At 54.1% G+C, this 24,148-nt stretch carries 26 protein-coding genes; 11 read left to right on the forward strand and 15 right to left on the reverse strand.

Annotation, left to right across the window (positions count from 1 at the left end; all coding sequences use genetic code 11):
* Positions 1–97: 97 nt before the first annotated feature.
* Genes ispH through rnhA form a run of 3 tightly spaced genes read left to right on the forward strand, consistent with a single transcriptional unit; the run spans position 98 to position 2,474 of the window.
* Positions 98–1,057 (forward strand): 4-hydroxy-3-methylbut-2-enyl diphosphate reductase, encoded by a 960-nt coding sequence (gene ispH, locus ABJV08_RS08490; RefSeq protein ID WP_348040943.1) that lies wholly within the window; start codon positions 98–100, stop codon positions 1,055–1,057.
* Entirely contained in the window at positions 1,057–2,016 is a 960-nt protein-coding gene (thrB, locus tag ABJV08_RS08495; RefSeq protein ID WP_348040945.1) for a homoserine kinase, read from the forward strand. The genes ispH and thrB overlap by 1 nt, the downstream gene beginning before the upstream one ends.
* A complete protein-coding gene (rnhA, locus tag ABJV08_RS08500) occupies positions 2,013–2,474 on the forward strand; it encodes a ribonuclease HI (protein ID WP_348040947.1) in 462 nt (153 codons plus the stop codon). Before thrB ends, rnhA begins: the two co-directional genes overlap by 4 nt.
* Here the strand turns inward: rnhA and ABJV08_RS08505 are convergent.
* The 3 genes from ABJV08_RS08505 to ABJV08_RS08515 all read right to left on the reverse strand — a co-directional run bounded on the left by ABJV08_RS08505 (position 2,471) and on the right by ABJV08_RS08515 (position 4,799).
* On the reverse strand, positions 2,471–2,647 hold the full coding sequence (locus ABJV08_RS08505) for a DUF1508 domain-containing protein (RefSeq protein ID WP_348040949.1): 177 nt from the start codon (positions 2,645–2,647) through the stop codon (positions 2,471–2,473). The two genes, rnhA and ABJV08_RS08505, sit on opposite strands and share 4 nt — an antisense overlap.
* Before the next feature lie 83 nt (positions 2,648–2,730).
* Positions 2,731–3,846 (reverse strand): FAD-dependent oxidoreductase, encoded by a 1,116-nt coding sequence (locus ABJV08_RS08510; RefSeq protein WP_348040951.1) that lies wholly within the window; start codon positions 3,844–3,846, stop codon positions 2,731–2,733.
* A complete protein-coding gene (locus ABJV08_RS08515) occupies positions 3,843–4,799 on the reverse strand; it encodes an alpha/beta hydrolase (protein ID WP_348040953.1) in 957 nt (318 codons plus the stop codon). The genes ABJV08_RS08510 and ABJV08_RS08515 overlap by 4 nt, the downstream gene beginning before the upstream one ends.
* Before the next feature lie 96 nt (positions 4,800–4,895).
* Here ABJV08_RS08515 and ABJV08_RS08520 point away from each other — a divergent pair, with 96 nt between their 5' ends.
* From ABJV08_RS08520 to ABJV08_RS08550, 7 genes are all read left to right on the forward strand, one after another.
* Positions 4,896–5,378 carry a prepilin peptidase gene (locus tag ABJV08_RS08520; RefSeq protein ID WP_348040955.1) on the forward strand — a complete coding sequence of 161 codons (483 nt, stop codon included), beginning with the start codon at positions 4,896–4,898 and terminating at the stop codon, positions 5,376–5,378.
* Between the two features lie 74 nt (positions 5,379–5,452).
* Complete coding sequence (cpaB, locus tag ABJV08_RS08525) at positions 5,453–6,412, forward strand: Flp pilus assembly protein CpaB (protein ID WP_348040957.1); 960 nt, start codon at positions 5,453–5,455, stop codon at positions 6,410–6,412.
* Positions 6,412–8,049 carry a type II and III secretion system protein family protein gene (locus tag ABJV08_RS08530; RefSeq protein WP_348040959.1) on the forward strand — a complete coding sequence of 546 codons (1,638 nt, stop codon included), beginning with the start codon at positions 6,412–6,414 and terminating at the stop codon, positions 8,047–8,049. Before cpaB ends, ABJV08_RS08530 begins: the two co-directional genes overlap by 1 nt.
* A 21-nt stretch (positions 8,050–8,070) precedes the next feature.
* Positions 8,071–8,670 carry a CpaD family pilus assembly protein gene (locus ABJV08_RS08535; RefSeq protein WP_348040961.1) on the forward strand — a complete coding sequence of 200 codons (600 nt, stop codon included), beginning with the start codon at positions 8,071–8,073 and terminating at the stop codon, positions 8,668–8,670.
* Positions 8,670–9,953 (forward strand): pilus assembly protein CpaE, encoded by a 1,284-nt coding sequence (locus tag ABJV08_RS08540; RefSeq protein ID WP_348040963.1) that lies wholly within the window; start codon positions 8,670–8,672, stop codon positions 9,951–9,953. Before ABJV08_RS08535 ends, ABJV08_RS08540 begins: the two co-directional genes overlap by 1 nt.
* Before the next feature lie 41 nt (positions 9,954–9,994).
* On the forward strand, positions 9,995–10,966 hold the full coding sequence (locus ABJV08_RS08545; protein WP_348040965.1) for a type II secretion system F family protein: 972 nt from the start codon (positions 9,995–9,997) through the stop codon (positions 10,964–10,966).
* 21 nt (positions 10,967–10,987) lie between these two features.
* Complete coding sequence (locus ABJV08_RS08550) at positions 10,988–11,971, forward strand: type II secretion system F family protein (protein ID WP_348040967.1); 984 nt, start codon at positions 10,988–10,990, stop codon at positions 11,969–11,971.
* Between the two features lie 52 nt (positions 11,972–12,023).
* On the opposite strand, the gene ABJV08_RS08555 is transcribed toward ABJV08_RS08550, so the two are convergent.
* The 7 genes from ABJV08_RS08555 to infA all read right to left on the reverse strand — a co-directional run bounded on the left by ABJV08_RS08555 (position 12,024) and on the right by infA (position 17,616).
* Positions 12,024–12,467, reverse strand: coding sequence for a MarR family winged helix-turn-helix transcriptional regulator (locus tag ABJV08_RS08555; protein ID WP_348040969.1), 444 nt, complete (start codon positions 12,465–12,467; stop codon positions 12,024–12,026).
* 9 nt (positions 12,468–12,476) lie between these two features.
* On the reverse strand, positions 12,477–14,630 hold the full coding sequence (locus ABJV08_RS08560) for a TonB-dependent receptor (protein ID WP_348040971.1): 2,154 nt from the start codon (positions 14,628–14,630) through the stop codon (positions 12,477–12,479).
* Positions 14,631–14,633: 3 nt separating this feature from the next.
* Positions 14,634–15,044: a GFA family protein gene (locus tag ABJV08_RS08565; RefSeq protein ID WP_348040973.1), complete on the reverse strand. Its 411-nt coding sequence runs from the start codon at positions 15,042–15,044 to the stop codon at positions 14,634–14,636.
* 1 nt (position 15,045) lies between these two features.
* Positions 15,046–15,678: a maleylacetoacetate isomerase gene (gene maiA, locus ABJV08_RS08570; protein WP_348040975.1), complete on the reverse strand. Its 633-nt coding sequence runs from the start codon at positions 15,676–15,678 to the stop codon at positions 15,046–15,048.
* A gap of 47 nt (positions 15,679–15,725) precedes the next feature.
* Positions 15,726–16,724 carry a ribonuclease E/G gene (locus tag ABJV08_RS08575; RefSeq protein WP_348040977.1) on the reverse strand — a complete coding sequence of 333 codons (999 nt, stop codon included), beginning with the start codon at positions 16,722–16,724 and terminating at the stop codon, positions 15,726–15,728.
* Positions 16,717–17,286 (reverse strand): nucleoside triphosphate pyrophosphatase, encoded by a 570-nt coding sequence (locus ABJV08_RS08580; protein ID WP_348040979.1) that lies wholly within the window; start codon positions 17,284–17,286, stop codon positions 16,717–16,719. The genes ABJV08_RS08575 and ABJV08_RS08580 overlap by 8 nt, the downstream gene beginning before the upstream one ends.
* 111 nt (positions 17,287–17,397) lie before the next feature.
* A complete protein-coding gene (gene infA / locus ABJV08_RS08585) occupies positions 17,398–17,616 on the reverse strand; it encodes a translation initiation factor IF-1 (protein ID WP_066742521.1) in 219 nt (72 codons plus the stop codon).
* A 231-nt stretch (positions 17,617–17,847) separates the two neighbouring features.
* On the opposite strand from infA, the gene ABJV08_RS08590 reads away from it, so the two are divergent.
* The gene (locus ABJV08_RS08590) at positions 17,848–20,403 is read left to right on the forward strand and encodes an ABC transporter ATP-binding protein (protein WP_348040981.1); all 2,556 of its coding nucleotides are present in this window, start codon (positions 17,848–17,850) and stop codon (positions 20,401–20,403) included.
* A gap of 6 nt (positions 20,404–20,409) precedes the next feature.
* On the opposite strand, the gene ABJV08_RS08595 is transcribed toward ABJV08_RS08590, so the two are convergent.
* The 5 genes from ABJV08_RS08595 to ABJV08_RS08615 form a co-directional block, all read right to left on the reverse strand.
* Positions 20,410–20,721 (reverse strand): putative quinol monooxygenase, encoded by a 312-nt coding sequence (locus ABJV08_RS08595; protein ID WP_348040983.1) that lies wholly within the window; start codon positions 20,719–20,721, stop codon positions 20,410–20,412.
* Between the two features lie 38 nt (positions 20,722–20,759).
* On the reverse strand, positions 20,760–21,260 hold the full coding sequence (locus ABJV08_RS08600) for a hypothetical protein (RefSeq protein ID WP_348040985.1): 501 nt from the start codon (positions 21,258–21,260) through the stop codon (positions 20,760–20,762).
* 155 nt (positions 21,261–21,415) lie between these two features.
* Positions 21,416–21,925, reverse strand: a complete 510-nt coding sequence (locus ABJV08_RS08605; RefSeq protein WP_348040987.1) for a hypothetical protein — start codon at positions 21,923–21,925, stop codon at positions 21,416–21,418.
* Positions 21,926–21,955: 30 nt separating this feature from the next.
* A complete protein-coding gene (locus ABJV08_RS08610) occupies positions 21,956–22,831 on the reverse strand; it encodes a transcriptional regulator (protein WP_348040989.1) in 876 nt (291 codons plus the stop codon).
* Between the two features lie 2 nt (positions 22,832–22,833).
* Positions 22,834–24,045 (reverse strand): GNAT family N-acetyltransferase, encoded by a 1,212-nt coding sequence (locus tag ABJV08_RS08615; RefSeq protein ID WP_348040991.1) that lies wholly within the window; start codon positions 24,043–24,045, stop codon positions 22,834–22,836.
* Positions 24,046–24,148 lie beyond the last annotated feature (103 nt).

The raw sequence follows: 24,148 nt of genomic DNA on the forward strand, positions 1-24,148 counted from the left end.
TTCGCAACCCTTATCTGTGCCTTTAATCCGGTGCAACCGTCCAGAAGATGAACAGACAGGCTTTTCGCCGGTGAAGTTATTCCCTATGGCTCTAAATATGATTCACTCAGATAAGCAAAAACGGCAGATTGACTTGCTTGTGGCAGCGCCTCGCGGCTTTTGCGCAGGCGTCGACCGAGCAATAAAAATCGTCGAACTGGCAATCAAAAAATATGGCGCGCCCGTCTATGTACGGCACGAAATCGTCCACAACCGTTATGTTGTCGATGAATTGAAGAAGCTGGGCGCGATATTTGTCGAAGAGCTCGATGAAGTACCCGATGGCGTTCCGGTGGTATTTTCTGCTCATGGTGTGCCCAAGGCCGTGCCGCACAAAGCAGAAGAACGCGGGCTTGATTATCTCGATGCGACCTGCCCTCTCGTCTCCAAGGTCCATCGTCAAGCAGAGCGGCAAACCGATGCGGGCCGGCATATCATTTTCGTAGGCCATGCCAATCACCCTGAAGTCATCGGGACCTTCGGACAGGTCGAAGATGGTCAGATGACCTTGGTTGAAACACTGGACGACGTTGCAGCGCTCAACCCGGAAGACCCGGAAGCGCTCGCATTTTTAACCCAAACAACATTGTCCGTCGATGACACCCATGCAATCGTCGATGCACTGCAGACGCGCTTTCCCAATATTATCGGTCCGAAAGGCGAGGATATTTGTTACGCTACCTCCAATCGCCAGGACGCAGTGAAGAAAATTTCCGAAACCTGTGAACTCGTCTTGGTCATAGGCGCGCCCAATAGCTCCAACAGCCTACGTCTGGTCGAAGTTGCCGAGCGCATTGGGTCTAAAGCAAAGCTTATTCAGCGCGCAGAAGACATCGACCCCGCTTGGCTGGAAGGCATCAGCAAAATTGGATTGACCGCCGGAGCCTCCGCGCCGGAAATTCTGGTGAAGGAGGTTAAAAACCTGCTTGCAGAGCATTTTGATATCAATGAGGAGACGGTTCAAACAACCGCTGAAAATATGATCTTCAAACTTCCGCGTGGGCTCGAAACAGCCTGATGGCCGTTTATACGAAGGTCAGTGCAGAGGACATCGCCGTATTCCTCTCGCGTTTCGATGCAGGAACACTCGTCTCCGCCAAAGGCATTGCCGAGGGCGTCGAGAACAGCAACTATCTGCTCGAAACCACAAAAGACAAATATATTCTGACCTTGTACGAAAAGCGTGTCGATCCGGCCGATCTGCCGTTTTTTATCGCTCTGCTCGATCATCTGGCAAAGCATGATTGTTTGGTTCCGCCCATGATTCCGGACCGCGACGGTCAAAAAATTCACCAGCTTTGCGGCCGCAGTGCCTGTCTCATTACCTTTTTACCCGGTGTGTCGGTCAGCCATCCGACAAAGGCCCAAGCTGAGGCAACCGGCCGAGCGTTGGGCGATATGCACCGTGCCCTAACAGATTTTGACATGGAACGGCGTAACAGCCTTGATCATGACGGATGGCGCGCGCTGGCGGAGCAATGCGGGCCCGAACAACTTGATGAGATTGCACCAGGCCTATCCCCTGCGATTGCGCAGGAACTCGATTATCTCGATGAACATTGGCCGCATGACCTCCCCCGCTCCGCCATTCATGCAGACCTGTTTCCTGACAATGTATTGATGCTTGGCGATCGGGTAACCGGCCTGATCGACTTTTACTTCTCCTGCACCGACGTGCGCGCATATGATCTCGCCGTCACGCATGCGGCATGGTGCTTTTCCGAAGACGGCACGGCTTTCGATGATCAGCTATCAAAGGCATTGATTGCGGGATATGAGTCAGCATTCACGCTCAGCGAGGCGGAACGCAAAACGCTTCCTCTGCTCGCCCGCGGGGCAGCCTTGCGTTTCTTGCTGACCCGCGCTTTTGATTGGATCAACACCCCGGCCGATGCTCTGGTGACACGCAAGCCTCCTCAAGCCTTCCTCAATCGTCTGCAATTTTATCAGGCTCATCCGGAAATTTTTACCATATGACCGAAACACAAATTGTAGAAATTGCTACCGATGGCGCTTGCAAGGGCAATCCTGGACCAGGCGGCTGGGGTGCGCTGATCCGCTTTGGCGACAAAGAAAAAGAAATATCGGGTGGAGAGCCGGAGACCACCAACAACCGAATGGAGTTGCGCGCTGCGATCGAGGCTCTCAATACGCTGAAACGGCCGTGCAAGATAAAGCTATCTATCGACAGTACCTATGTGAAAGATGGTATTACCAAATGGATATTTGGCTGGCAGAAAAACGGTTGGCGGACGGCCGCAAAAAAGCCTGTCAAAAATGCAGACCTCTGGCAGGACCTGCTAAAGGCTGTCGAGCCCCATCAAATCGAATGGCACTGGGTCAAGGGTCATAGCGGTGACGCTGACAATGAGCGCGCAGATATTTTGGCCAGCGACGCTGCTATCAACGCCGGCGGCAATAGCTACAGCTCCTAGCTATTATCTTCAATCTCTGCCTTCGGCCCGTTCTTCAGGATTGAACTGATCGCATTTTTGGCACTGGCTTTGCTGGAATAGCCTTCGGTCGAAAAAATGACTTCGCTATTATATTTAAAACGAACGCGAAACTCGCCCTTTTTATCTTTCCAGATTTCAAATTTATGCGCCATTCTCATGCTCTCCTTCCAATGGATGACAAGACTATTACGCTTTCAACCCGCCTGTGCAATGGCCTAGATGTAAAACATGATTTCTAGCGAAAACGTGAGGCTGCATAAAGACCAGCATCCACAGCGTGCAAACTTGCATCTGCTGCCCGTCCCAACAAAGCGGCACCGCCCAGTTTTGCTGCAGCCGGGGCTGTCTGGATGCCAAAACCACCCTGGCCGGCAAACCAGAAGAAATCAGCAACTTTCGAATCAAATCCGATGACCGGCAGCCGGTCCGGAGCAAAGCTACGCAAGCCCGCCCATTTTCGGGTGACCCGCTTCACCTCTACATCCACAGCCTTTTCAAACCGATCAATGGCGATGGCGATACTCAGTTCATCGGGTGCGACATCGCATGGTTCTGTCGGCAATTCGTCATGCGGGCTGATCCAATAGCCTCCGCCGGCTTCGGGCTTGAAATAGAAGCTTCCATCCAACCCAACGACCAGTGGCATATCAGGAGATGAAGGCGGGTCGGATTCAATCTGCACCATATTACGGATATACGGCTGGATGCCAACAGGCTTGGCACCGGCCATTCGGGCAACGCTATCGGCCCAAGCACCAGCCGCATTAATCAATATGGTTGCGCGATACATTTCATCGCCTGCAACCAGTTCCCAGGCATCATCCTTCTTCCGGATATTTGTCACCGGCGCGCGGCAAATCAACTCCACAGACTTGCGCTTGGCATCCCTGAGATAGGCAGCATGCAACGCCGCTACATCGATATCGCAGCATTCCGGTTCATAAATTGCGTGTTTCCACACTGGCTTCAAATCCGGAGACAGAGAGATAGACTTCTCCCAGGACCAGCGTTCCATAGCTAAGCCACTATCGGCAAAATCCGCTAGAAACTGGTCAGCCAGATCTTCCTGGTCCTCGCGACCGATGTTGATGGCACCGCGCGGTCGAAGGAAGCTTGTTTCTGAAAAATCTTTTGGCGGATTGTCCAAAAATGCCCGAGATGCTGACGTCAGAGGCGTCACCAGAGGTCCACCGTAGGTCTCCGTCCAGAACGCTGCTGAGCGACCCGTAGAATGATATCCGGGATGGTCTTCCGCTTCGAGCAGCAGCACCGAACGATCGGCCCCAATTTCAGAGGCGATGCTGGCGCCGGCTATGCCGGAACCGATGATGGCAACATCAAACGACGTCATGCTTCGGGTGCCACCCGATCCAGAAAAGCATAGCAAGCGGCGAGCGCAGCCTGGCGAACATCATCAACCTCGCGGAATATTTCATGCGCGGATTCAGCGCCGAATAATTTCATCTCGGCATTTGGCGTCCAATGCACCGCACGTTCGATCGTCGCGTGATCAACCAGTTCATCCGTCGACGTTGCCAACACGAGAATCGGGATTTTCATCTGCATCAGCCGCTTTCGATTGCGCAACTTTCTGGTCGAGGCATAAGCCCGCTCCACCCAGCGCCAGCTGGCAGGTCCCAACCGCACAAAGGGTCGGTCTCGGAACCAGAAAAATTCATCCGCATATCGCTCGGCATCATGGGTCAGCAGTTCCTGCCGGGGCACATATGGTTCCAGTGGATTTTCAATAGGCTTCCAAGCACGCCGCTCAGAGCGACCGACAAGGCACATTAATTTGGCAATAGATTGTGCCGTCCATTCCGGCATGGATCCGCTAGCAGGAGCCAACATTGGCGCGCTCAATATAGCAGCATCAGGTTGAATGCGTTGTTCTGTCAAGGCCCGCATCACCAGATGCCCACCCATGCTATGGCCTATGACGACATACGGCCCGGGGTGGCTGCTACGCCATTGCTCAAACTGCGCGACCAGATCGCTGACCCATGTTGCAAAATCATCGATATGCCCGACATGGGGATGCGGCCCGCAACGGCCTGATCCGCCTTGCCCACGCCAATCCAATGTCGTGACATTCCAACCCTGCTCGTGAAAATCGTGAAAGGTCTCGAGATATTTTTCATAGAAATCCGCGCGACCGGTCATGAACAGGATGGAGCCTCGCGGTTTGTCCTGCTGCCAATCCAGTTTCCGAAACGACCAACCGTCTGGACCCGTCCAAGATGTCTCTAACGCCTCTAACGGAACCGATCTGCGATCAAAGCCTTCATCTTTCAAATCTGTCATATCACGCTTTATTGTTATCGCCGTGTCGGAGGATAATTTTCGTTCCGGGAATCGTGGTTACTATTTGGTAAGGCAAATTAACTAGATAGCCTGTCCATGGATAGCGAAACCTTCATCTACTTGCTCTGGGGCGGATTGGCAATTGCACTAATTGTAGCAGCCATCACCGATCTCAAAAGCCGTCGTATTTCGAACTGGCTCAACCTTATCATTGGTCTGGGCGCACCGGTCTTCTGGATCATCAGTGGCATGGCATTTTGGCCGGACATGATCGGCCAATTGGGTTTGGCTGCTGTCATATTTACCATATTCGGCGGCATGTTCGCGATCGGCGCGATGGGCGGTGGCGACGTCAAACTGCTGACAGCTCTAGCCTTGTGGATGCACTGGCTGACATTTCTCGAGCTACTGGTGATCATGTCGATCGCCGGCGGCGTGCTCACATTGTTAATGATGATCAGCAAGAAAATCAAAAAGACTGAGGGTCCAGTAAAGGTGCCTTACGGTGTTGCCATCGCTTTTTCAGGGCTTTGGACCATCTGGGGCATCACGGGGCAAAGTTCACAAACGATATTTTAACCATTTTACTCGAAAGAGGAAATGACCGCCAATGGAACCATTTCGGCGGGGGCATTCAGGAGGCGTGAGACGTCATGGACAAGAAGAAGATCATTTTGCTGGTTGGTGCGTTGATCGTGGCTGCGGTCACGGCATTGCTCGCCAAGAACATGTTTGATGGTGCAGCCGCACCTCAGGCGGAAGCAAAGAAAACCGAAGTCGTGGGCGAGGAAGTCCTCGTCGCAACCCGCGCCCTTCCCGTTGGAACGATTATCACGCCCGATAGCTTCCGCTTCCAACCATGGCCGAAAAACTTGATTGAAGACGTTTACTTCATGAAAGAAGGCACAGATGTGAACACACTTGCTGGCACGGTTGTTCGCAATCCGATCACGGCTGGCCAGCCTATGACCAAAGGCGCTCTTGTTGCTCCGGGTGATCGCGGATTTCTCGCCGCTGCGCTCGGCCCCGGCATGCGCGCAGTCACCATCCCTGTATCAGGGCTTACGGGCGTAGCCGGCTTTGTCTTCCCGGGCGATCGGGTGGATTTGATGCTGACCCAGTCGGTCAATGGCGAAGGTCCAGAGCTCAAAGTGTCCGAGACCGTGATCCGCAACCTCCGTGTCCTCGCGACAGACAACCGGGTGACCGCAAGCAAAAATGAAGCCGGACAACAGATCGCCAAAAAAGCGAAGCTTGTCACTCTGGAAGCCACTCCGAAAATTGCAGAGCAGATCTCTGTTGCTCAGACTCTGGGTACATTGAGCCTGTCTCTTCGTTCGCTGGCTGACAGCGCTGCTGAACTGGAAGAAGCCATAGCATCGGGCGAAATCAAGCTGCCAAAAACGGATGACCCCGTTGTTGAAGCCGACATGATCCGTTCGCTGGCCGCGCGCCCGAGTAGCAAAAAATCAACCTTCTCGACGGGTGGAGACGTGTCGCGCTTTGAAACGCGCTCGCCGCCGCCACTGGCCCAGAAGGAAAAACCCAAAGGTCCTGTTGTTCGCGTCGCTCGCGGCAATACGGTCAATGATATCCAGTTTGGAGACAAATAATGGCCGTTCCATATGCACAGCATAGCCGTTCAGCGAAAAAGGCAATGGGCGTTACCGTCATTGCTGCCCTCGCTCTGGCTCTGGTTGCAAACAGCACCACGCCGCTGAATGCTCAGTCGGTCAACATCTCACAGCCAAATTCCCGCATTTCAATTGCGGTTGGCCGCGGCAAGTTGATCACGTTGCCCTCACCCATTGAAGATATCTTCATTGCTGAGAACAACATTGCTGATGTTCAGGTTCGTTCACCGCGTCAAATCTATATTTTTGGTAAAAAAGGTGGTCAAACCAGCTTTTATGCAACCAGCGCATCCGGCAAAGTCGTCTATTCGGCTGAAGTGGCGGTCGGCGCAGAAATCTCATCGATTGACCAGATGTTAAGCCTGGCCATGCCGGAAGCGAACATCGCCGTCAGCACGACCAACAACTTCATCCTGTTGACCGGCACCATCGCCAATCCGGATGATGCGGAAGAGGCGGAAAACCTGGTACAGGCCTTTGTTGGCGATAGCGCCCGTGTGGTCAGCCGCCTGAAAACGGCAACACCTATGCAGGTTAGCCTGAAGGTCCGCTTTGCTGAAGTCAGCCGCACGCTGGCGAAAGAAATCAACGGCAATCTTTTAACCCGCGATACAACCCAAGGATTCCAATTTGGTGTTTCACGGGGACGTGGAATCGGCACGATTTCAAACTTCGACACATCGTCCTTTCCCAATCTCGATGCATCCCAGCTCTTTGGTTTGCCAGCGGGTTCGATCGCTTTGCCATTCAATCCGGCAACCGGACAATATGTGACTCAGGGTGGAACGCAATTCAACTACGCTCCTGGAACAGGAGGCCTGAACACCGTACAAGCCGCAGGACGCCTGTTTGGCCTCGATATTGCGACGGCATTTGATGTTTCAGAGCGCGTTGGCCTTGTAAGCACGCTGGCTTCGCCAAGCTTGACCACGATCTCGGGTGAAACCGCGACCTTCCTCGCAGGCGGTGAATTCCCCATTCCGATGTCTACCGGACTGGGTGAAGTTTCCGTTCAGTATAAAAACTATGGTGTGAGCCTGTCTTACACACCAACAGTGCTTTCCAACGGACGCATCTCCATTCGCGTTGCACCAGAGGTTTCGGAAATCACCTCGAACGGCGCTGTCGTCCTGAACGGCTTCAGCATCCCGGCAGTGTCTACCCGACGGGCAGAGACCGTTGTGGAACTCGGTTCGGGTGAAAGCTTCATGATCGCTGGTCTGATGCAGAACACCTACAACTCGGCAATCGACAAGACACCAGGTCTTGCTGATGTTCCGATCTTGGGATCCTTGTTCAAATCCGACGGCTATCGCCGCAACGAAACCGAGTTGATGATCGTGGTGACGCCGTATCTGGTGAAACCAGTGAGCGACAGCGAGATCGTGCTGCCAACAGACGGCTTTAAGTCCGCCAATGATGCAGAACGGTTCTTGATGAACCGCAACCATTCCGGTTCCGGCGGAGATCGACCCAAACCGACTGTGGCTCCAGCCACACCGAAGGGCCAAGCCTTCGGTAGCCTGGAATCAAAAGCTCCTGTCAAATCGGCGAAAAAATCCAAAAAATCCAAAAAATCCGGCGGCTCTGCCCCTGGTTTCAGTTTCGACAAATAAGCTCGATCAGGAGAACAGATCATGCGCATCGTTTCAATGGCACTCATCACCGCCCTCGGGCTCTCGGTTACGGCTTGTGGCAGCACAACCGCCAACCGCAGCGTCTATAGCGAACGCCAACCAGTCGTTTCCAAATCGAACTTCGTTCTGGACCTAAACGCTGGCAATGGTGGATTGTCCTCTTCCGAGAAAAACCGCCTTTCCGGTTGGTTCGACGCTCTGGAACTGGGCTATGGTGATCGTGTTTCGATCGATGATCCCAGCTATTCTGCAAGCACCGTTGCAAGGAACGCGGTCGAAGCGATTGTTGCTGACTACGGTCTGCTCGTTAGCGAGACAGCGCCTATTACCAACGGCTATGTAGCTGCTGGCCTGATGCGGGTTGTTGTAACACGGACAAAAGCTACCGTTCCTGGATGCCCCGACTTCAGCCATCGCAGCCACACAGATTTTCAAGCGCGCACAAGCGCCAACTATGGTTGCGGAACGAACAGCACTCTAGCTGCCATGATCGCAGATCCTGAAGATCTCGTCCGTGGACAGAAAGTCGATGGTGAAGATCAGTCGCAGGCTTCCAAAGCCATTCGCGCCTATCGTGACAAGAATGTTGGAGGACAATAATGAACGCTCCCTGGAAACCTGGTTCAATCAACGGGCGTGATCCGTTTGCCGCATTTGTCTGCGATGAGGACACGCTGGAATTGCTCCGTCCGGTTGCTGAAGAAATGGGCTGGGCCGTCGACAAATGTCACAAGGGTGGGCTGCGCAATGCCGTCCAAACCCTCTCCGTGTCCGCCAGTCCCAATATCTTGTTGGTCGATCTGTCAGAATCAGGCGATCCGCTCAACGACATTAACTCGCTGGCTGAAGTCTGCGAACCGGGCACCATTGTGGTCGCCATGGGCCAGGTCAATGACGTCCGCCTATATCGCGATTTGATCGTCAGCGGCTTGCAGGACTATCTTCTGAAGCCGTTTAGTCCCGAACAGCTGCGCGACGTATTGTCGCAAGCACAGGCGGTGATCAACGCACCAAAAACCGACGATCCACAAGCCGAGAAACCGCATGTTTCAACAGCGGTCATCGGAACACGCGGCGGGGTTGGCGCTTCAACAGTCGCGACATCGCTGGCTTGGTTGCTTAGCAATGACAGGGATCGTTTTACCGCTCTGCTCGATCTGGACATCCATTTCGGCACCGGCGCCTTGACGCTTGACCTGGAACCCGGTCGCGGCCTCACCGATGCGATCGACAATCCGAGCCGGATTGATGGCCTTTTCATTGAGCGTGCCATGATCAAAGCCAACGACAAATTGTCGCTGCTTTCTGCGGAAGCACCGATCAATTCTCCGATGATGACCGATGGCACTGCCTTCTTCCAGTTACAGGAAGAATTCCGGGCAGCCTTCGATTGCACCATGATCGATTTGCCACGTGATATGCTGATCAACTATCCGCATCTCCTGGGCGACGTCAATGCGACGGTCATCGTGACGGAGCTGACTCTGGCGTCGGCCCGCGACTGCATTCGTTTGCTGTCCTGGCTGAAATCACACGCGGCGCAAAGCAAAGTCTATGTCGTTGCCAATAAGGTTCAATCCAGCAATCTGGAAATTAGCCGTCAGGATTTTGAAAACTCCATCGAGCGCAAAATCGACATCATGATTCCGAACGACCCTAAAACGGCAGCGCAGGCAGCAAAATTGGGTCAGGCGATGGTTGAAGCCGGAAAATCGAGCAAAGCCTCAGCGAAAATAATTGAACTGACGAACCTCGTCCTCGGCTCCGTCGATGGCGGCGAAGATGAAGCGGCGGACGAGAAGAAATCGTTCATGGGCAAGCTTGGCGGTCTGAAAGCGATGTTGCCTGCCAAAAAAGTCAAAGAGGATGCTCCTAAAGCCTGAAGCCGGTGCGAACTTTCTTCAGCTTTAAAGGGAATTAGACAATGGGTATAATGCAAACTGCAATATTGGGTGCTGGCGTTCTAGCGGTTCTGCTGCTGCTCGGCGTTGCCTTTGCTGGCCCTTCACAGTCCCGCGCAAGCGCGCGCAGACTGGATAAGGTAAAATTCCGCCATTCCGAAAGCGACAATGTGCGTGTCGAAGCGCAGATGAAGAAAGCCATGTCCGCGCGCCGCAAAACCACGCGGCCCAAGGGCGAGAATATGACCAGGATGGAAACCCTGGCTATCCGTTTGGAAAAAACGGGCAAGAGCTGGCCGCTATCCTATTTTTTCTACGCAGTCGGTGGTTTGTTCCTGATCATATTCGGCCTTTTGCTGCTCAAGGGCGCTCCCATATTGCTGTGCATTGGAGTCGGCCTTCTGGTCGGCGCTGGATTGCCACACTTTGTAGTCGGCTTCATGATTAGTCGAAGGGTCGGCAAATTTACGGCGTCCTTTCCGGATGCGATCGAATTGCTGGTCCGCGGCTTGCGTTCAGGTTTGCCAGTCACCGAAACCATCGGGGTTGTTGCCAAAGAAATTGGCGGACCGGTTGGTGAAGAATTCCAAAAAGTGGTTGATCGGATCAAGATTGGCCAGACGATGGAAGACGCGCTGCAAGAAAGCGCAAAGCGCATGGAAACGCCTGAATTCAAGTTTTTCTGTATCACTTTGGCCATTCAGCGTGAAACTGGCGGTAACTTGGCAGAAACGCTGTCAAACCTTGCCGATGTGCTGCGCAAACGTGGCCAGATGAAGCTGAAAATCAAAGCAATGTCGTCGGAATCCAAGGCGTCTGCCTATATCGTGGGCTCATTGCCGTTCATCGTCTTTGGTTTGGTTTACTCGGTGAACCCTTTGTATCTCGCTGGGTTCTTCTACGAAGAACGCCTGATTATCGCGGGTCTGGGTGGACTATGCTGGATGAGCATCGGCGTATTCATCATGGCCAAAATGGTCAACTTTGAAATTTAAGATGAAGGTGCAAAGCAAATCATGACTAGCGGCGGACCAACATTATTAGGCGTGGACGTGCTGTGGGTGGCGACAATATTGTCGGCCGTTGCAGCTTGTGCGGTGTTTTTTGCAATTTATGCAGCGATCACCGTGCGCGACCCGATGGCAAAGCGGGTAAAATCCCTCAACGAGCGCCGTGAGCAGCTAAAGGCTGGCATCACGGCTTCGACGAAAAAGCGGGCCAAGCTCGTCCAGCAGAACGATACAACCGACCGCATGCGCAATTGGTTGTCGTCGATGAAAGTTCTGCAAGATACCCAAGTTCAAGAAGCGCAACAAAAACTGGCTCAGGCCGGCATCCGTTCGAAAGATCTGGCCTTTGTCATTATTTTCAGCCGACTTGTTTTGCCTATCCTGTTCGGTGGCGGTGCAGCGCTGGCCATCTATGCTTTCGACTATATGGCTGACTCGACCGACATCAAACGGTTTGCTGCTTTTGCAGGCGCTACTATCTTGGGGTATAAGGGCGCGGACATTTACCTCAACAACCTGATCTCTAAAAGAACGGACTTGGTTCGCAAAGGCTTGCCTGACGCGATCGATCTGCTCGTCATTTGTGCGGAAGCCGGTCTCACGGTCGATACTGCCTTTGCCAGGGTTTCCAAAGAATTGGGCGGCGCTTATCCGGAGCTGGCTGATGAATTTTCCCTGACATCCATCGAATTGGGTTTTCTGACAGAGCGGCGACAGGCCTTTGAAAACCTCGCCTATCGTGTAGCCCTAGACCATGTCAAAGGCGTGGTAACGACGATGATCCAAACAGAGAAATATGGTACTCCTCTGGCATCTGCTCTGCGGGTACTCTCTGCAGAATTTCGTAATGACCGGATGATGCGCGCCGAAGAAAAAGCGGCACGGTTGCCGGCCATCATGACCATTCCATTGATCATGTTCATTCTGCCAACATTGTTTATCGTGATCCTCGGCCCTGCGGCCTGCTCGATATCCGATGCAATGTTATAGCGAATAATCCATTCGAAACACCAAGAGAGCGGCACTCACCTGCCGCTCTTTTTCATTCTGCAGCGATGGTGTCGGCCGATTCCTTGATCTTTGCCAGCATGGCGGACAATTCGGTCTTCTCGGACGGGCTAAGCACCGCCATGATTTTCTTTTCCATCGCCTGTGCCGCTGGCATGATCTGATCATAGAGGTCACGGCCAGTCGCGCTGAGCAACAGATGGTGGGAACGACCATCAGCGGAATTGGGGCTGCGATCGAGCAACGCGCGATCCACCAGGTTTTTTACCGCACGGTTGACGGTCACTTTGTCCATCAACGTTGCTTCGACCAGATGTCTCTGGGTCGAAGCGCCTCGCACACCAAGCACAGACATTACGCGCCATTCCGGAATTTTCAGCCCAAAGAGGCTCTTATACTCACCAGCGATCACGTCACTGACGGCGTTGGACGTCGTCGAGAGCTGGTAGGGCAGATAATCATCAAGTTTAAAGGTCATAAGCAATATTTATTCAATTTTGGTGCGAAGTCCAATCCAAAATGTCCGGGGGAATGCGCGTTCTATTATTCCGTTGCTAGATATCGCAGTCTCTATGCGGGCATTGAATAGATTTTCTATCCGTCCTTCGACCAACAGACGCTCATTTACTGCGAAACCCAACCGGCCATCAATGGTCAGAGCATCCTTTAGACTTCTGCTATTCTGGTCATCTTCAAACTGGCCACCGATATAGCGGAGAGACAAAGCGGCACCGGTTCCATTGCTCTGTTCCCAACGCACTGAAGCGGATGCATTATGTTTCGGTATTTGCGCAGGACGGAAGCCGTTGACGCCAGCCGCCGCTCCGGAAGCATTCACTTCGGCGTCGACATAGGAATAGGCCGCCCGGATCAATAGGTCTTCGACAAGTTCGCTCAGATCGAATTCGGTATCAATCTCGATACCTTTTGACCTGATATTGTCTAGATTTTGTCGCTGCCGGAAGACACCGGCGCCGGATACAAAACCAACGCCGGGAAAAAGGCCGGGGCCGCTATCCAAGGTGACATTGGCCACCGCATTATCCAACTCGTTGTAAAAAGCGGTCAGGCCAATCGACACATAACCGCTGTCCCAATCAAGTCCCAGCTCCGCCCCTTTGACTCGCTCGGGTTCGAGCAGCTCGTTCGCGGCCGTGGCATCCGGTCCGACGCGAAAGGGCCTGAACAGTTCGTTCAAGGTCGGCAAGCGCCACCCCAGATAGGCCGCGCCGCGAAGGGTTATTTGATCGGAAGCATCAAAAGCAAAGCCTCCACGTCCAGTAAATTCACTGCCATTGCGCTTGGCAAATTGTGCGTCTGTTCGCACTGACCCGGGGAACGGGTTGATCAGCTCTATCTCTTTGCGAAAACCATTGTCGATGGACCAGAAGTCAAGACGTCCACCACCTGTCAGGACAAGCGCGTCGCTGGCCTGAACACTGGCTTCGACAAAGCCGCCAAAGGTAGCGGTGCTGCCGCCTGCCCTGCGCTGTCGGCGCGGTGTATCATTATCGAGGAAGAAGAAATTTTCATTGGTCGTGCCTTCGGTCCTGCGCCAGTCACCACCGATCCTTAGCTCAACATCCTCGCCAACCGGCGGCCGCACTTCGAAGCGCGCACCAAGGCCGGTAGACGGCACATTAAACTGTTCAAACACACGATTGACGCTGTTACGATCCGCCGCAACGCCGCCGAAACTGACATCGAAATTACGGATCTGGACATAGGCCAAAGCGGACCATTGCCAGTCGGAATTGCGGTCGACCAGACGGATGCTGGCATCAGCACCATCATTATGGTTCTCGCTGAATGCAAAACCGCGTTCGCGATCATCGGTAAAAGCGCGAACATTGCTCTGCAATTCGACATTGTTCGACAGAGGCGCAACAAAGCGAACGGCAAGACCGGCTTGCTCATATTCCGCCGGCCGATCCACAGAACCGCGTTGCCCTTCGGCAATCGGAATAAAACCGTCTCCGCGGGCATAGTTGGCAGAGATGGTCAATTGCCCCTGCCCTAGCTCGCGACCGAACAGAAGATCGGCATCGACGCTGTTGCGGCTGCCATAAGCAGCGCCCAGTTCGATCAGGTCGCCGACATTGTCACTGAAAAGCTCAACGGTTCCGGCAATAGCGCCCTGCCCGTCTGCACCGCTGCCGCCACCGCGGCGAATACGGGCAGACCGAATGGGCAGCGCGTCATAGCCCGGCCAAGCAACCCAGCCGCCAAAGGGATCAGCCTGCGGAACACCATCGAGCAACAGCAAAGCGCGAGATGATGCATTGCCGCCCAATCCGCGCAAGGTAATGCCCTGACTTGTCGGGTTAGCAGAGCGTCCGTCGCTGCGACGAAATTGTTGCAGACCAGGAACCGACCGGAGCGCGTTTTCAACGCGATCAGATTCCGGGGTCGGCACTTGCGATTGCGCATAGACCCAATTGCCGAGCGGGTCTTCTAATGTGTTGCCGATAACATCAATAGCTGTGATCGCGCTCGGAATCAGCGACAAATCTTCTGTCGGCCTCTGTGCAGAACAAGTTTCATAGCGGATATCACAAGGATAGGATTCCTGACCCCAAGCCGGAACGCCTACAAACGCCACCGATGCTAGCAGCGGATACACCAAGACTGATTTTTTCATGACTTAGCTATGCATCCACTTCTGATGAACCGGCATATCGTCCGGAACCCTGTGATAGTCTTGCGCATCGCATGCAAAATTGGCGCTGTCCGCTTTGCCGAAAACACTCGGATCATCCAGCGTCCCTACTTTCAGGATAACGCCCACTTCAAAGCCCGGCGCGCGCGTGGTTAAATGGGTTCCACAATCGGCGCAAAATTCCCGCGTCACACCATTTTCAAGATCGGCTCGTTTATAGCCTTTCACGGCCCCTTTGGTGATTGCAAAGCCATCCGCGGGCATCGCCATGGCGAGCAATGAGTTGCCACCGGTAATATATTGGCATTCCCGGCAGAAACACTCTGCCTTCATCATCGGCTCACCCTCGGCTTTGTAGCGTATCGCGCCGCAATAGCATCCGCCCTCGATTTTCATGTCATTGTCCCTTCACCGCTTCTGGGGTGGCCTTTTGAAAAGCCTCTAGTTGATTGCAAGCTGCGTCAATGCGCACGAGTTTGGGAAAGGCGCTCAAGTCGGTCTCAAACCGCCGCGCGTTATACATTTGCGGGACCAAGCAAACATCCGCCAAGTTAGGCGTGTCTCCGCCAAACAGACCTGTGTCGGGTGCCAGTTCCTCTAAGGCCGCAAAGCCGGTTTGCATCCAATGCTGCATCCACTTCACCACGCCTTTGCCATCCGCGCCAAATTCGCTTTTCAGATAATTGCCAACTGCCATATTGTTAATCGGGTGGATATCGGTCGCAACGATCAACGCCTGCCCCAATATTTTCGCACGTTCCAGCGGATCGGATGAGACCATTGGGGGCTCGGGGAAAGTCGCGTCGAGATAGTCGATGATCGCCAGCGACTGGATAATACCCTCTCCGTCAACGGTGAGAGACGGCACCCGCCCTTGCGGATTGATCGCCTTATAAGCCGCGCCCTTGTGGTCGCCGTCCAGCAGGTTCACCGAACGCAGTTCATGCGGCACATTTTTCAGGTTCAATACGATACGCACGCGATAGCTCGCGGAGCTGCGCCAATAATCGTGGAGAATGATATTTGTCATGGACTGGCTTTGAAGATTGGACAGCGGAAAAGCAAGCTTGGCTATTGCTAGCCGATCGAACCGCCATGGATCGGAATATCGCCTTGCGGTTCAACAGATACCGAACGTCCTGTCCGTTTTGCCAATTGTTCCAAAGCCGAAGCCTGCAATTTGTTCGCCACTGCCGGATGTACCTGCAGCCGCAACGCACCTGTGCCGCGATCCCGCTCTGCCTGCCGCAACAAATTCAGCGCAGCATTGGTAGAGCGATTGGCCTGCAAGATTTCCAGCACTGATGGCCGCAGCTTGCGACTGATGACTTGCATGAAACCGAAGCCATTAATCGCCGTCCGCTCGCAATTGCTGGTCATATGTTCATCAAAAATAGCGGTCACAGCGGCGCGCTCTGTCTTGGCTTGCAGCGTGGGAAAATCCACGCCGACATTGCCCGTAATTTCGAACCGCACCAGCGCCTGAGCTATCTCCTCGGCGGCGCGCTTGGCTAGCTCCCCCGGCGCTAGAGGTCCATCGACATCGATCACTGTCATTGCTGGGGTCACGGAGATCAAGAGGCTCCCGCCTTCAAAATCGATCCGACCGGTTTCGGCTTGCTCGATGAATTCGTGCCAGCCATGCTGGGCAAAGATATCTTCGTCATGGGCATGAACCTGTTTGACAGGCAGTCCCGATGCCTCAAGTTCGGCCAACAAATCTAGGCCATTACATGATGCTCTATCGGGCTCAGACGGCCGTGCTTTAGCCCGCTTGGCCTGTCCGCCACGTTCCACCATTGCCGCCCGTACGATCTCGACCCGCACCACCGACCCTTCAGTCAGTCCTTTGGGGAGTGGCTGCAACAGCGCTTCCTGCCCGTCTGCCAATGTGACAATCCCGGACCTCCCCGCAACCCATTGCTGGGTGAATTTCGCATTGACGACCGCACCCGCCTTCGCGCTTCCATCTGCCCGCTCGACCCGCACCTGAACAGGCTCGTCATTTTCCAGCCGCAACGCCCGGTTCTCGCCGATCCCGGCTTCGTAGAGCCAGCCATTTGCGTAATCAGCCAAGGGGATAGCCCGCGCTGATCAGCAGATTGCGCGTTTCATAAAGCGGCAGGCCCATGACCCCGCTGTAGCTGCCAGACATCCAGGTTACGAAGGCTTCTGCCTGCCCCTGAATCGCATAGCCGCCGGCTTTGCCGTCGCCATCACCGGACGCGATATAGGCGTCGATCTCACTGGCTTCGAAGCGTTTGAACTTCACGATACTGTCCGACAATTTGGTCCGCGCGGTGCCATCGGCTGCAATGACGCAAACCGCCGACATCACATGATGGCGCCGCCCGCTGATCAATTCCAGAAATTTACGCTGTTCCGCAGCATCGGCCGCTTGTCCCAATATCCGGCGACCGACGGCTACGGTTGTGTCTCCAGCGACCAGAAACTCTTGGTCTTCCCGATCGACAGCCAATGCCTTTTCCTGCGCCATACGCAGCACATAATCGCGCGGCAATTCGCCTACACGAGGATCTTCGTCAATATCGGGGGAGATTATGCGGTCCGGGGTTGCGCCCAGACGACCGAGCAGCTCCAGACGACGCGGGCTGGATGAGGCGAGAACCAGTTTCATATCGGTAGATACATTCTAAGCGGTTCGAGCTGAGGCTGTCGAAGCGGCTTACGCCAATGCAATCTTTGCCGATCGCTGTCCTTCGACACGCTCAGGACGAACGGCATACCATCACTTGAAGCGATAGGTGATACGACCCTTGGTCAGGTCATAAGGGGTGAGTTCAACGAGGACTTCATCACCGACCAGAACACGGATGCGGTTTTTGCGCATCTTGCCAGCAGTGTGACCCAAAATCTCGTGGCCGTTTTCCAGTTCGACCCGGAACATAGCGTTGGGGAGCAGTTCACGAACCATCCCCTTCATTTCCAGTAATTCTTCTTTTGCCATATGGCGCTGCGTTTCCCTAATATTGCGGCAATCCCGCGTGTTGCAGTGCGCCATAACGGCAAATGTGCAAAAAGGGAAGGATTAGCTGCATCTACCGAAATGATAGAATCTATCGGTGCGCTCGCAACTCTATTGCGACAATTTAATACAAAGAAACTATACCATAGACTGATTTTACATGGCATTTCGGACATATTCCCTCCCCCAGTAAGAAGACTAAAGAAGCAAATGATGTCCTCTCCCCCAAACTTCCTCATCAGCTCATCCGCCTTGGTCTTGGCCAATCTGTTGGTCGCGACGACCGCAACCGCGCAAACCGCTGAACCAGAAACCAGTTATCAGGATGATGAGATCGTCGTCACCGCCGAGCTGCCGCGTGGCGCGGTCATCACCGAAATACCCGCCGTGGTCGAACTCAGTGAAGAGGATATCGCCAGTTTTGGCGTTTCTTCGGTACAGGATTTGCTCGGCGCTATCTCTTCCCAGACCAGTTCGAGCCGAGGGCGGGGTAACGGACGGCCGATTGTTCTGATCAACGGCCAACGCACATCCGGCTTTCGCGAGATACGGGACCTGCCTCCCGAAGCCATTCGCACGGTACAGGTTTTTCCGGAAGAACTCGCTTTGCAATATGGCTATCGGCCAGATCAACGCGTGATCAATTTCATCCTCAAAGACAAATATACCGGGGTCAGCGTTTCGGCGGAATATGGCGTTCCGACGCGCGGTGGTCAGGGCCGTTCAGAGGTTGATACTACGCTTACCCGCATCGGCAAAAACAGCCGGCTCAATATTGACCTGGAATGGCAAAACAACACCGCAATCACCGAAAATGAACGTGATATCATTCAGGACGCAGCGGGCGATCTCGTGAATCTAGGAGAGTTTCGCACATTGGTTGCCCCGTCCGACAATGTGGAGTTGAATGCCAATTACAGCCGGACGTTCGATAGCGGCATGTCGCTCTCGCTCAATGGTGGTTATGTTTATGACAAATCCCTTGGCTTACAGGGCCTTCCCAATGCAACGCTGCAAGTCGGCGGCGCTCCGCTGTTCCGCTATTTCACCCAATATGGCCCGCTGATCCGGGAGCAGGAAACGAATACCGCGCAGGCAGGCCTGACATTGAACGGCACGATCGCCGACTGGCGCTGGTCACTGACCAGCGACTACGCCCGCACGCAGGTCAATACCAACACCGACCGGTCCGGCGACAGCAGCGCATTGCAAGCCGCAATTGACGCAGGCTCAATCGATCCTCTTGCTGCCGATTTCGGCAATCTGCTTGGTGCGCCGGTCACCGATACTGCCCGGGTTGTTGATCAGAGCATCACCAATCTCGCAACACTTTCCGGCACTCTTTTCGTTTTACCATCCGGCACAGTCACAACCACCATCCGCGGTGGCTATGATCGGGAAGATTTGAACAGCGAGGAAACCCGCAGCGGCATTCTCACCACTACAGACCTTAGCCGTGATGAGCTCAGCACCGGCATCAATATCGACATCCCGCTGGCGGACGAGAATATTGACGTTGTGGAAGCCATTGGCAAATTGTCGATCAACGGCAATGTCGGCTATGCGGACCTGTCCGATTTCGGCGGCCTGGTGGAATTTGGTTTTGGCCTCAATTGGGAGCCATTTGACGGCCTGGTCCTCTCGGCTTCGGCGATCGGCGAGGAAGCAGCCCCCAGCATCGCACAGCTGGGCAATCCGGTGATCATCACGCCAGACGTAACCTTGTTCGATTTCACCAATGGCGAAACCGTACTGGCCGCGATCACCACAGGCGGCAATCTGGCGCTTCCCGCGGAGACCCGTCGGGATATCAAGCTGGCGATCAATTATCGCCCGGCATGGATCGATGGCATGACCTTTCTCGGCGAATATTTCCGCAACTACAGCAATGATGTCGCATCCAGCTTCCCCTTGCTAACTCCGGAAATTGAGGCAGCCTTCCCGGGCCGGGTAACCCGCGACGCAACCGGCCGTCTGACTGCAATTGATCGGCGACCGGTAAACTATGCCAATGTCAGCAGCGAACGCATCCGCTACGGCATCAACTTCTCCAAACGCTTCGGCCAACGGCGCGGAGGCAGACCGGGAGGACAGGGCAGAGCCGCACGGCCCGCTGGTGCAGGAGCGCCAGCCGGTGCAGTCACTCCGGGTGGCACGGCACAAGATGCAAAACCGCCTCAGGCAGCTGCTCCTGACGGGAATCCAGCAACACGGCCCACCGCAAAGCCGGGACAGCCCGGAGCCGGTGCTCGCTCAGGCCCTCCGCGTCGCGCGGGCGGGCGCCCTCGCGGCGGACGCTGGCAGGCATCTGCCTATCACACCATAAGGCTCGAAGACCGCATTAAAATCCGCAACGGCGTCGATGAACTGGATCTTCTGAACGGCTCCGCCATCGGTTCAACCGGCGGCAGTCCTCGTCATGAATTTGAGGTCAACGGTGGCTGGTTCAACAATGGCATGGGCTTTCGCATCAATGGCAAGCACCAGACCGCAACCCGCGTCAATGGTGGCCTGACCGGTTCCGACCTGCGCTTTTCGGACCTGACCACGCTCAACATCCGTTTGTTCATAAATATGGATGATCGCGGCAATCTAACCAAGAATGTCCCGTTCCTGAAAAACAGTCGGATTGCCCTACGGGTGGACAATATTTTTGACGATATCCAGACCGTTCGCGACGGCAATGGATTGATCCCGCTCAGTTATCAGCAAGGCTTTGTCGATCCGGTCGGTCGCTATATCGAGATTGATTTTCGCAAGCGGTTCTAGGTCTGGTCAGACCAGATCGGTTGGCGACAGAACTTCCGTTCGGGACATTTTAATCTCAGGCTGTTCGCCAAGCAACGTGGTCAGGCGTTTGACGAAGCTGCGGGATTCTGGGATCGCAAAATGCGCGGCAACAGCGTCTTCATCCTGCCATTCTTCGTAAAAGAATAGCCGCTCCGGATCCTCGCAGTCGGCGTGAATATGATGCGCAATACAGCCCGGTTCCGCGCGGGAACGCATGCAATGCTCTGTGCACAGAGCAAGCACTTCGTCGCGGCTGGCCGCAAATTGGGTGGAAATGGTGGCAGTGATAATGATCATGTTGGGAGACTAGACCAACAGCGCCACTTTGCAAATGCTCACAAGCGCAGCGTCGCCCGCGTCGTACTTTTGGACATGACATAGGCCAGCACCGCAGCAATAACCGTGACCATTGCGGTAAACATGATCGGCGAGAATTGCAGGTCCGGCGCAGCATTTTGCAGCAGCATCCCGATCAGAACTGCCGGAACAAGCGTCAGCAGCAGATGTTTCAGCGCCAGAAGCAGCGGCGCAAAACCCGCGCGCCTGTCTTTCGGCAATTCCGGCGTGATTTTTCCCGATTTGCGCTGCGACACTGTGATTGCGTAGACAATCAACGTCAGCAACAGACTCATCAACACCGCAATGCCGATCAAAGTGCCTCCCAAATTCGTCGCAGAATCGCCAAAGGGCAGCGTGGCAGGCACAGACAGCAAATCACGGGTCAGCCAATAATTGATACCGCCCGCCAGCACGATATTCACCACTGCATCCCCGCGCGCCTGTTTCTCGACAAAGGCGTCCATGCTGATAGGTGCTGCGCTGTTGTTGCCGGCCAAAATCTCTCTCCCTGTTTGTCGCAGAGAGTGACGGTGGTGGGGGGAATGTCAAGCAAGATTGGCTGTGAACCTAGCCGGTTACTACAATGTGACAAGCATACAGGATTCGGCTTTGCCGATTACGAGCATGGTATCTTTTTATCGCCAATGACAATTCATTCTCTTAGGTGGTCCCGCCAGTTTATGGCACCATCATCTTGATCCTGAACTTGTTCATACACAAAGCTTGATAAAGCCCGTAAAATCTTACGTACTAAGTCTTCAATTTTGCGGAGGTCATCAAGGAACTCGAACGACTCATCATGCACAATGTGCGGGATACGAATATTATCGGAAACTTGGAAGGAAGTTTGCGCAATTCGCATTCGATCTCTGTCAGTATGCGCTGCAACTTCATTCCGATATTTGAATAGTCTTTTGTGCAAGACATTCTCTTGATCGTCCAACTTAACCCCTAGTTTTTTCAATGAAAGCTTTGGTAAACCCTTGGATTCAGTGAAGGGTCGACAATAGGAAATCACCATCGAATCATGAAAACACCTAAATTTACGTCGTTCAATTCGGTTTGTTTTATCGGGGATATCTTCAAAAAAAGTGAGAGAGCTCAATGATTGTTCCATATCAACTAGAGCTTGGATATTTCGCCAATCAACTTCATTTAACATACTTCAATAATATGCCCTTCCAACTGATTGTCACCCACTAATCCCAACCTTCCGCAAAATCCGCCACGCCAGCGCTTTTGCCTTGCTCCGCGCAGGAAAGCGGCCCGGTGCTTTGGGCGTCACGCCGCGCTTGCGGAGCCAGCCATTGAAGGCCCGGGCGTCTGCCTCTTCGAAACTCCAGTCGCTGCGCCAGGTTATCGAGAGCGAAATGCTGGGCTCTGATCCGTTCTGCACATGATGCGGGGCCATGACAGGGACGAAAATCGCTTTTCCGGGGGTCAGGTGATATTTTGTGCCATCGGTCTTGAAATCATCCTGCCAGACCAGGTTGCGATGTCCGCCGACGTGATAGCCTTCGTGAATTTCGTCAGCCGCAAAACGGGCGTTGCCAGCCGGGAATGTGGTCATCCATTTTTCACCGCGCAATTGCAGCAATATATTATGCTCCGGATCGAAATGATAAGGCGTCACCGCATCGGGCGAGGACACGAAGATAAAGCCCTGTGGCTTCAACATCTTCCCGGTCTTGGCCTCCAATATTGGACGAATTTCCGAGAGCAGCGACAGCAGTAAGGCTTCATATTCGGGCATCTGCTCGATATTCTTCAGTACCGCCCAGCTGGCCGAACGGTCGATCATCCGGATCGTGTCGCCGATGGCCATCCCATTGTCCGGCACATCTTCCGGCTTGATACCGACAGGAAGGTCACCGGGATTATATTCGACGCTTGCCTTTGGCAGCGCTTCGCCCAGCTGTGCCAGCGCGTCCAGTGTCAGCAGTTCATGCGCCACCATATTATGATCCAGCACCTGCGGCTGTTCGGGATAGCAGGCGTCAAATTGCCGCCGGGTTTCCTCGCCAAAAACCTGTCGCTGAAACGCGTCTTTTCCGGTGATTTGATTCATTGCTACACCTCTGTCGGATCAAAAACTTCGCGCCCCTTGATCTGCGCCATCAGATCTTCGCCCAACCGCAAACCGCGAAAAATGGCACGGCGGGAAACGCCCTTCAATTCAATCGAGAAACGCCCGATATGACGGCGACCGGACCACAGGCTGTCGATCATCGGATGGCCTTCCGCCGCGCAGCTGTCCATCCAAGCGATCGACGGGTTCTCGAGAATCTTGAGATTTTCCAACTGCAGCAAAACCCCGGGGGAGAAGCGCGAGAAGGATTCATCAAAAGCCGTTTTGAAAGAAAAGCTGCCACGGTTGCTATGGAAATTCACCAACATTGCCAGAGCTGTGCCTTCGAGGCGAATGTCATGGCGTTCCAGCTGCCCTGCCGCTGCAGCTCCAATCAGAGCATCGCGGAAAAATCCACCCGTTTCTTCAGACGAATCCAGCGCCGATCCGCCATGGCCTTTCCAGCCTTGCTGCTCAAGTTGCAGAAATTCGTCGATCCACTGATCCAGGCCCTTCGCGTCGCGATGAAGGGAAAAGGTAATTTCACCCAGTTCATCCAGGCGCTTGGCCTGTCGCCGCAGCTCCTTGCGTTTTTTACCGCGCACGGTTTCACTATAATAAGTCTCTGCATCTTGATCGCTCTGCAACAATGCCCTTGCTGCACTATGCACAAGATCGCACCGGCGTTTCTGTTCACTACAAACCGAACGGAGCGCCTGATCCAACGACCCACCAATGGTCATACCGTTGATATGCAGGAAACCCGGCCATTCGCCGTTGTCGAGTGCCTTCAGCATCTGTTCCCAGAACAGCTGTTCACAACCTTTCCGAACCAGCGGTGTGCCAAGAAAACAATTATGATGCAGCCAGTTTTGCACATGCGGCACCGGCCAGCGACCGAACCGGCTCTCCGGGCTAATCGGAAGCAAACCTAGCAGTTGCGAATGGCGCGGCTCTCCGGCCCACAGGAGAAACAACCGCAAATCATGGTGATGGTCCAGTCTCTCCAACGCAGGACGCAGGAACCATTGTTCGTAGAAGATATTGGGTTCACTCGCCTGTCCGGCCAGCTCACTCCAGGCGTCCACCAGATTGTTATCCAGTTCGGCCACCGGATGGAACATGGCCTGAGGCTTTGATGCAGACAGGCTATCCCGGAAACCATTGGCCCGGATATTCTTGCCTTCAAGCTTTTGTAGCCCGCCCAAATTCATTAAAAAACCGCCTGCCCGTCCTATTTTTTCTTCAAGCCCTCGAACTACAGGAAAAGAGGTAATAGGAGATTAACGCTAAACAGACAGGAAACCTCGGGCTTAA

This window comes from Parasphingorhabdus sp., from assembly GCF_039982395.1.
In the GTDB taxonomy this organism is placed as follows: domain Bacteria; phylum Pseudomonadota; class Alphaproteobacteria; order Sphingomonadales; family Sphingomonadaceae; genus Parasphingorhabdus.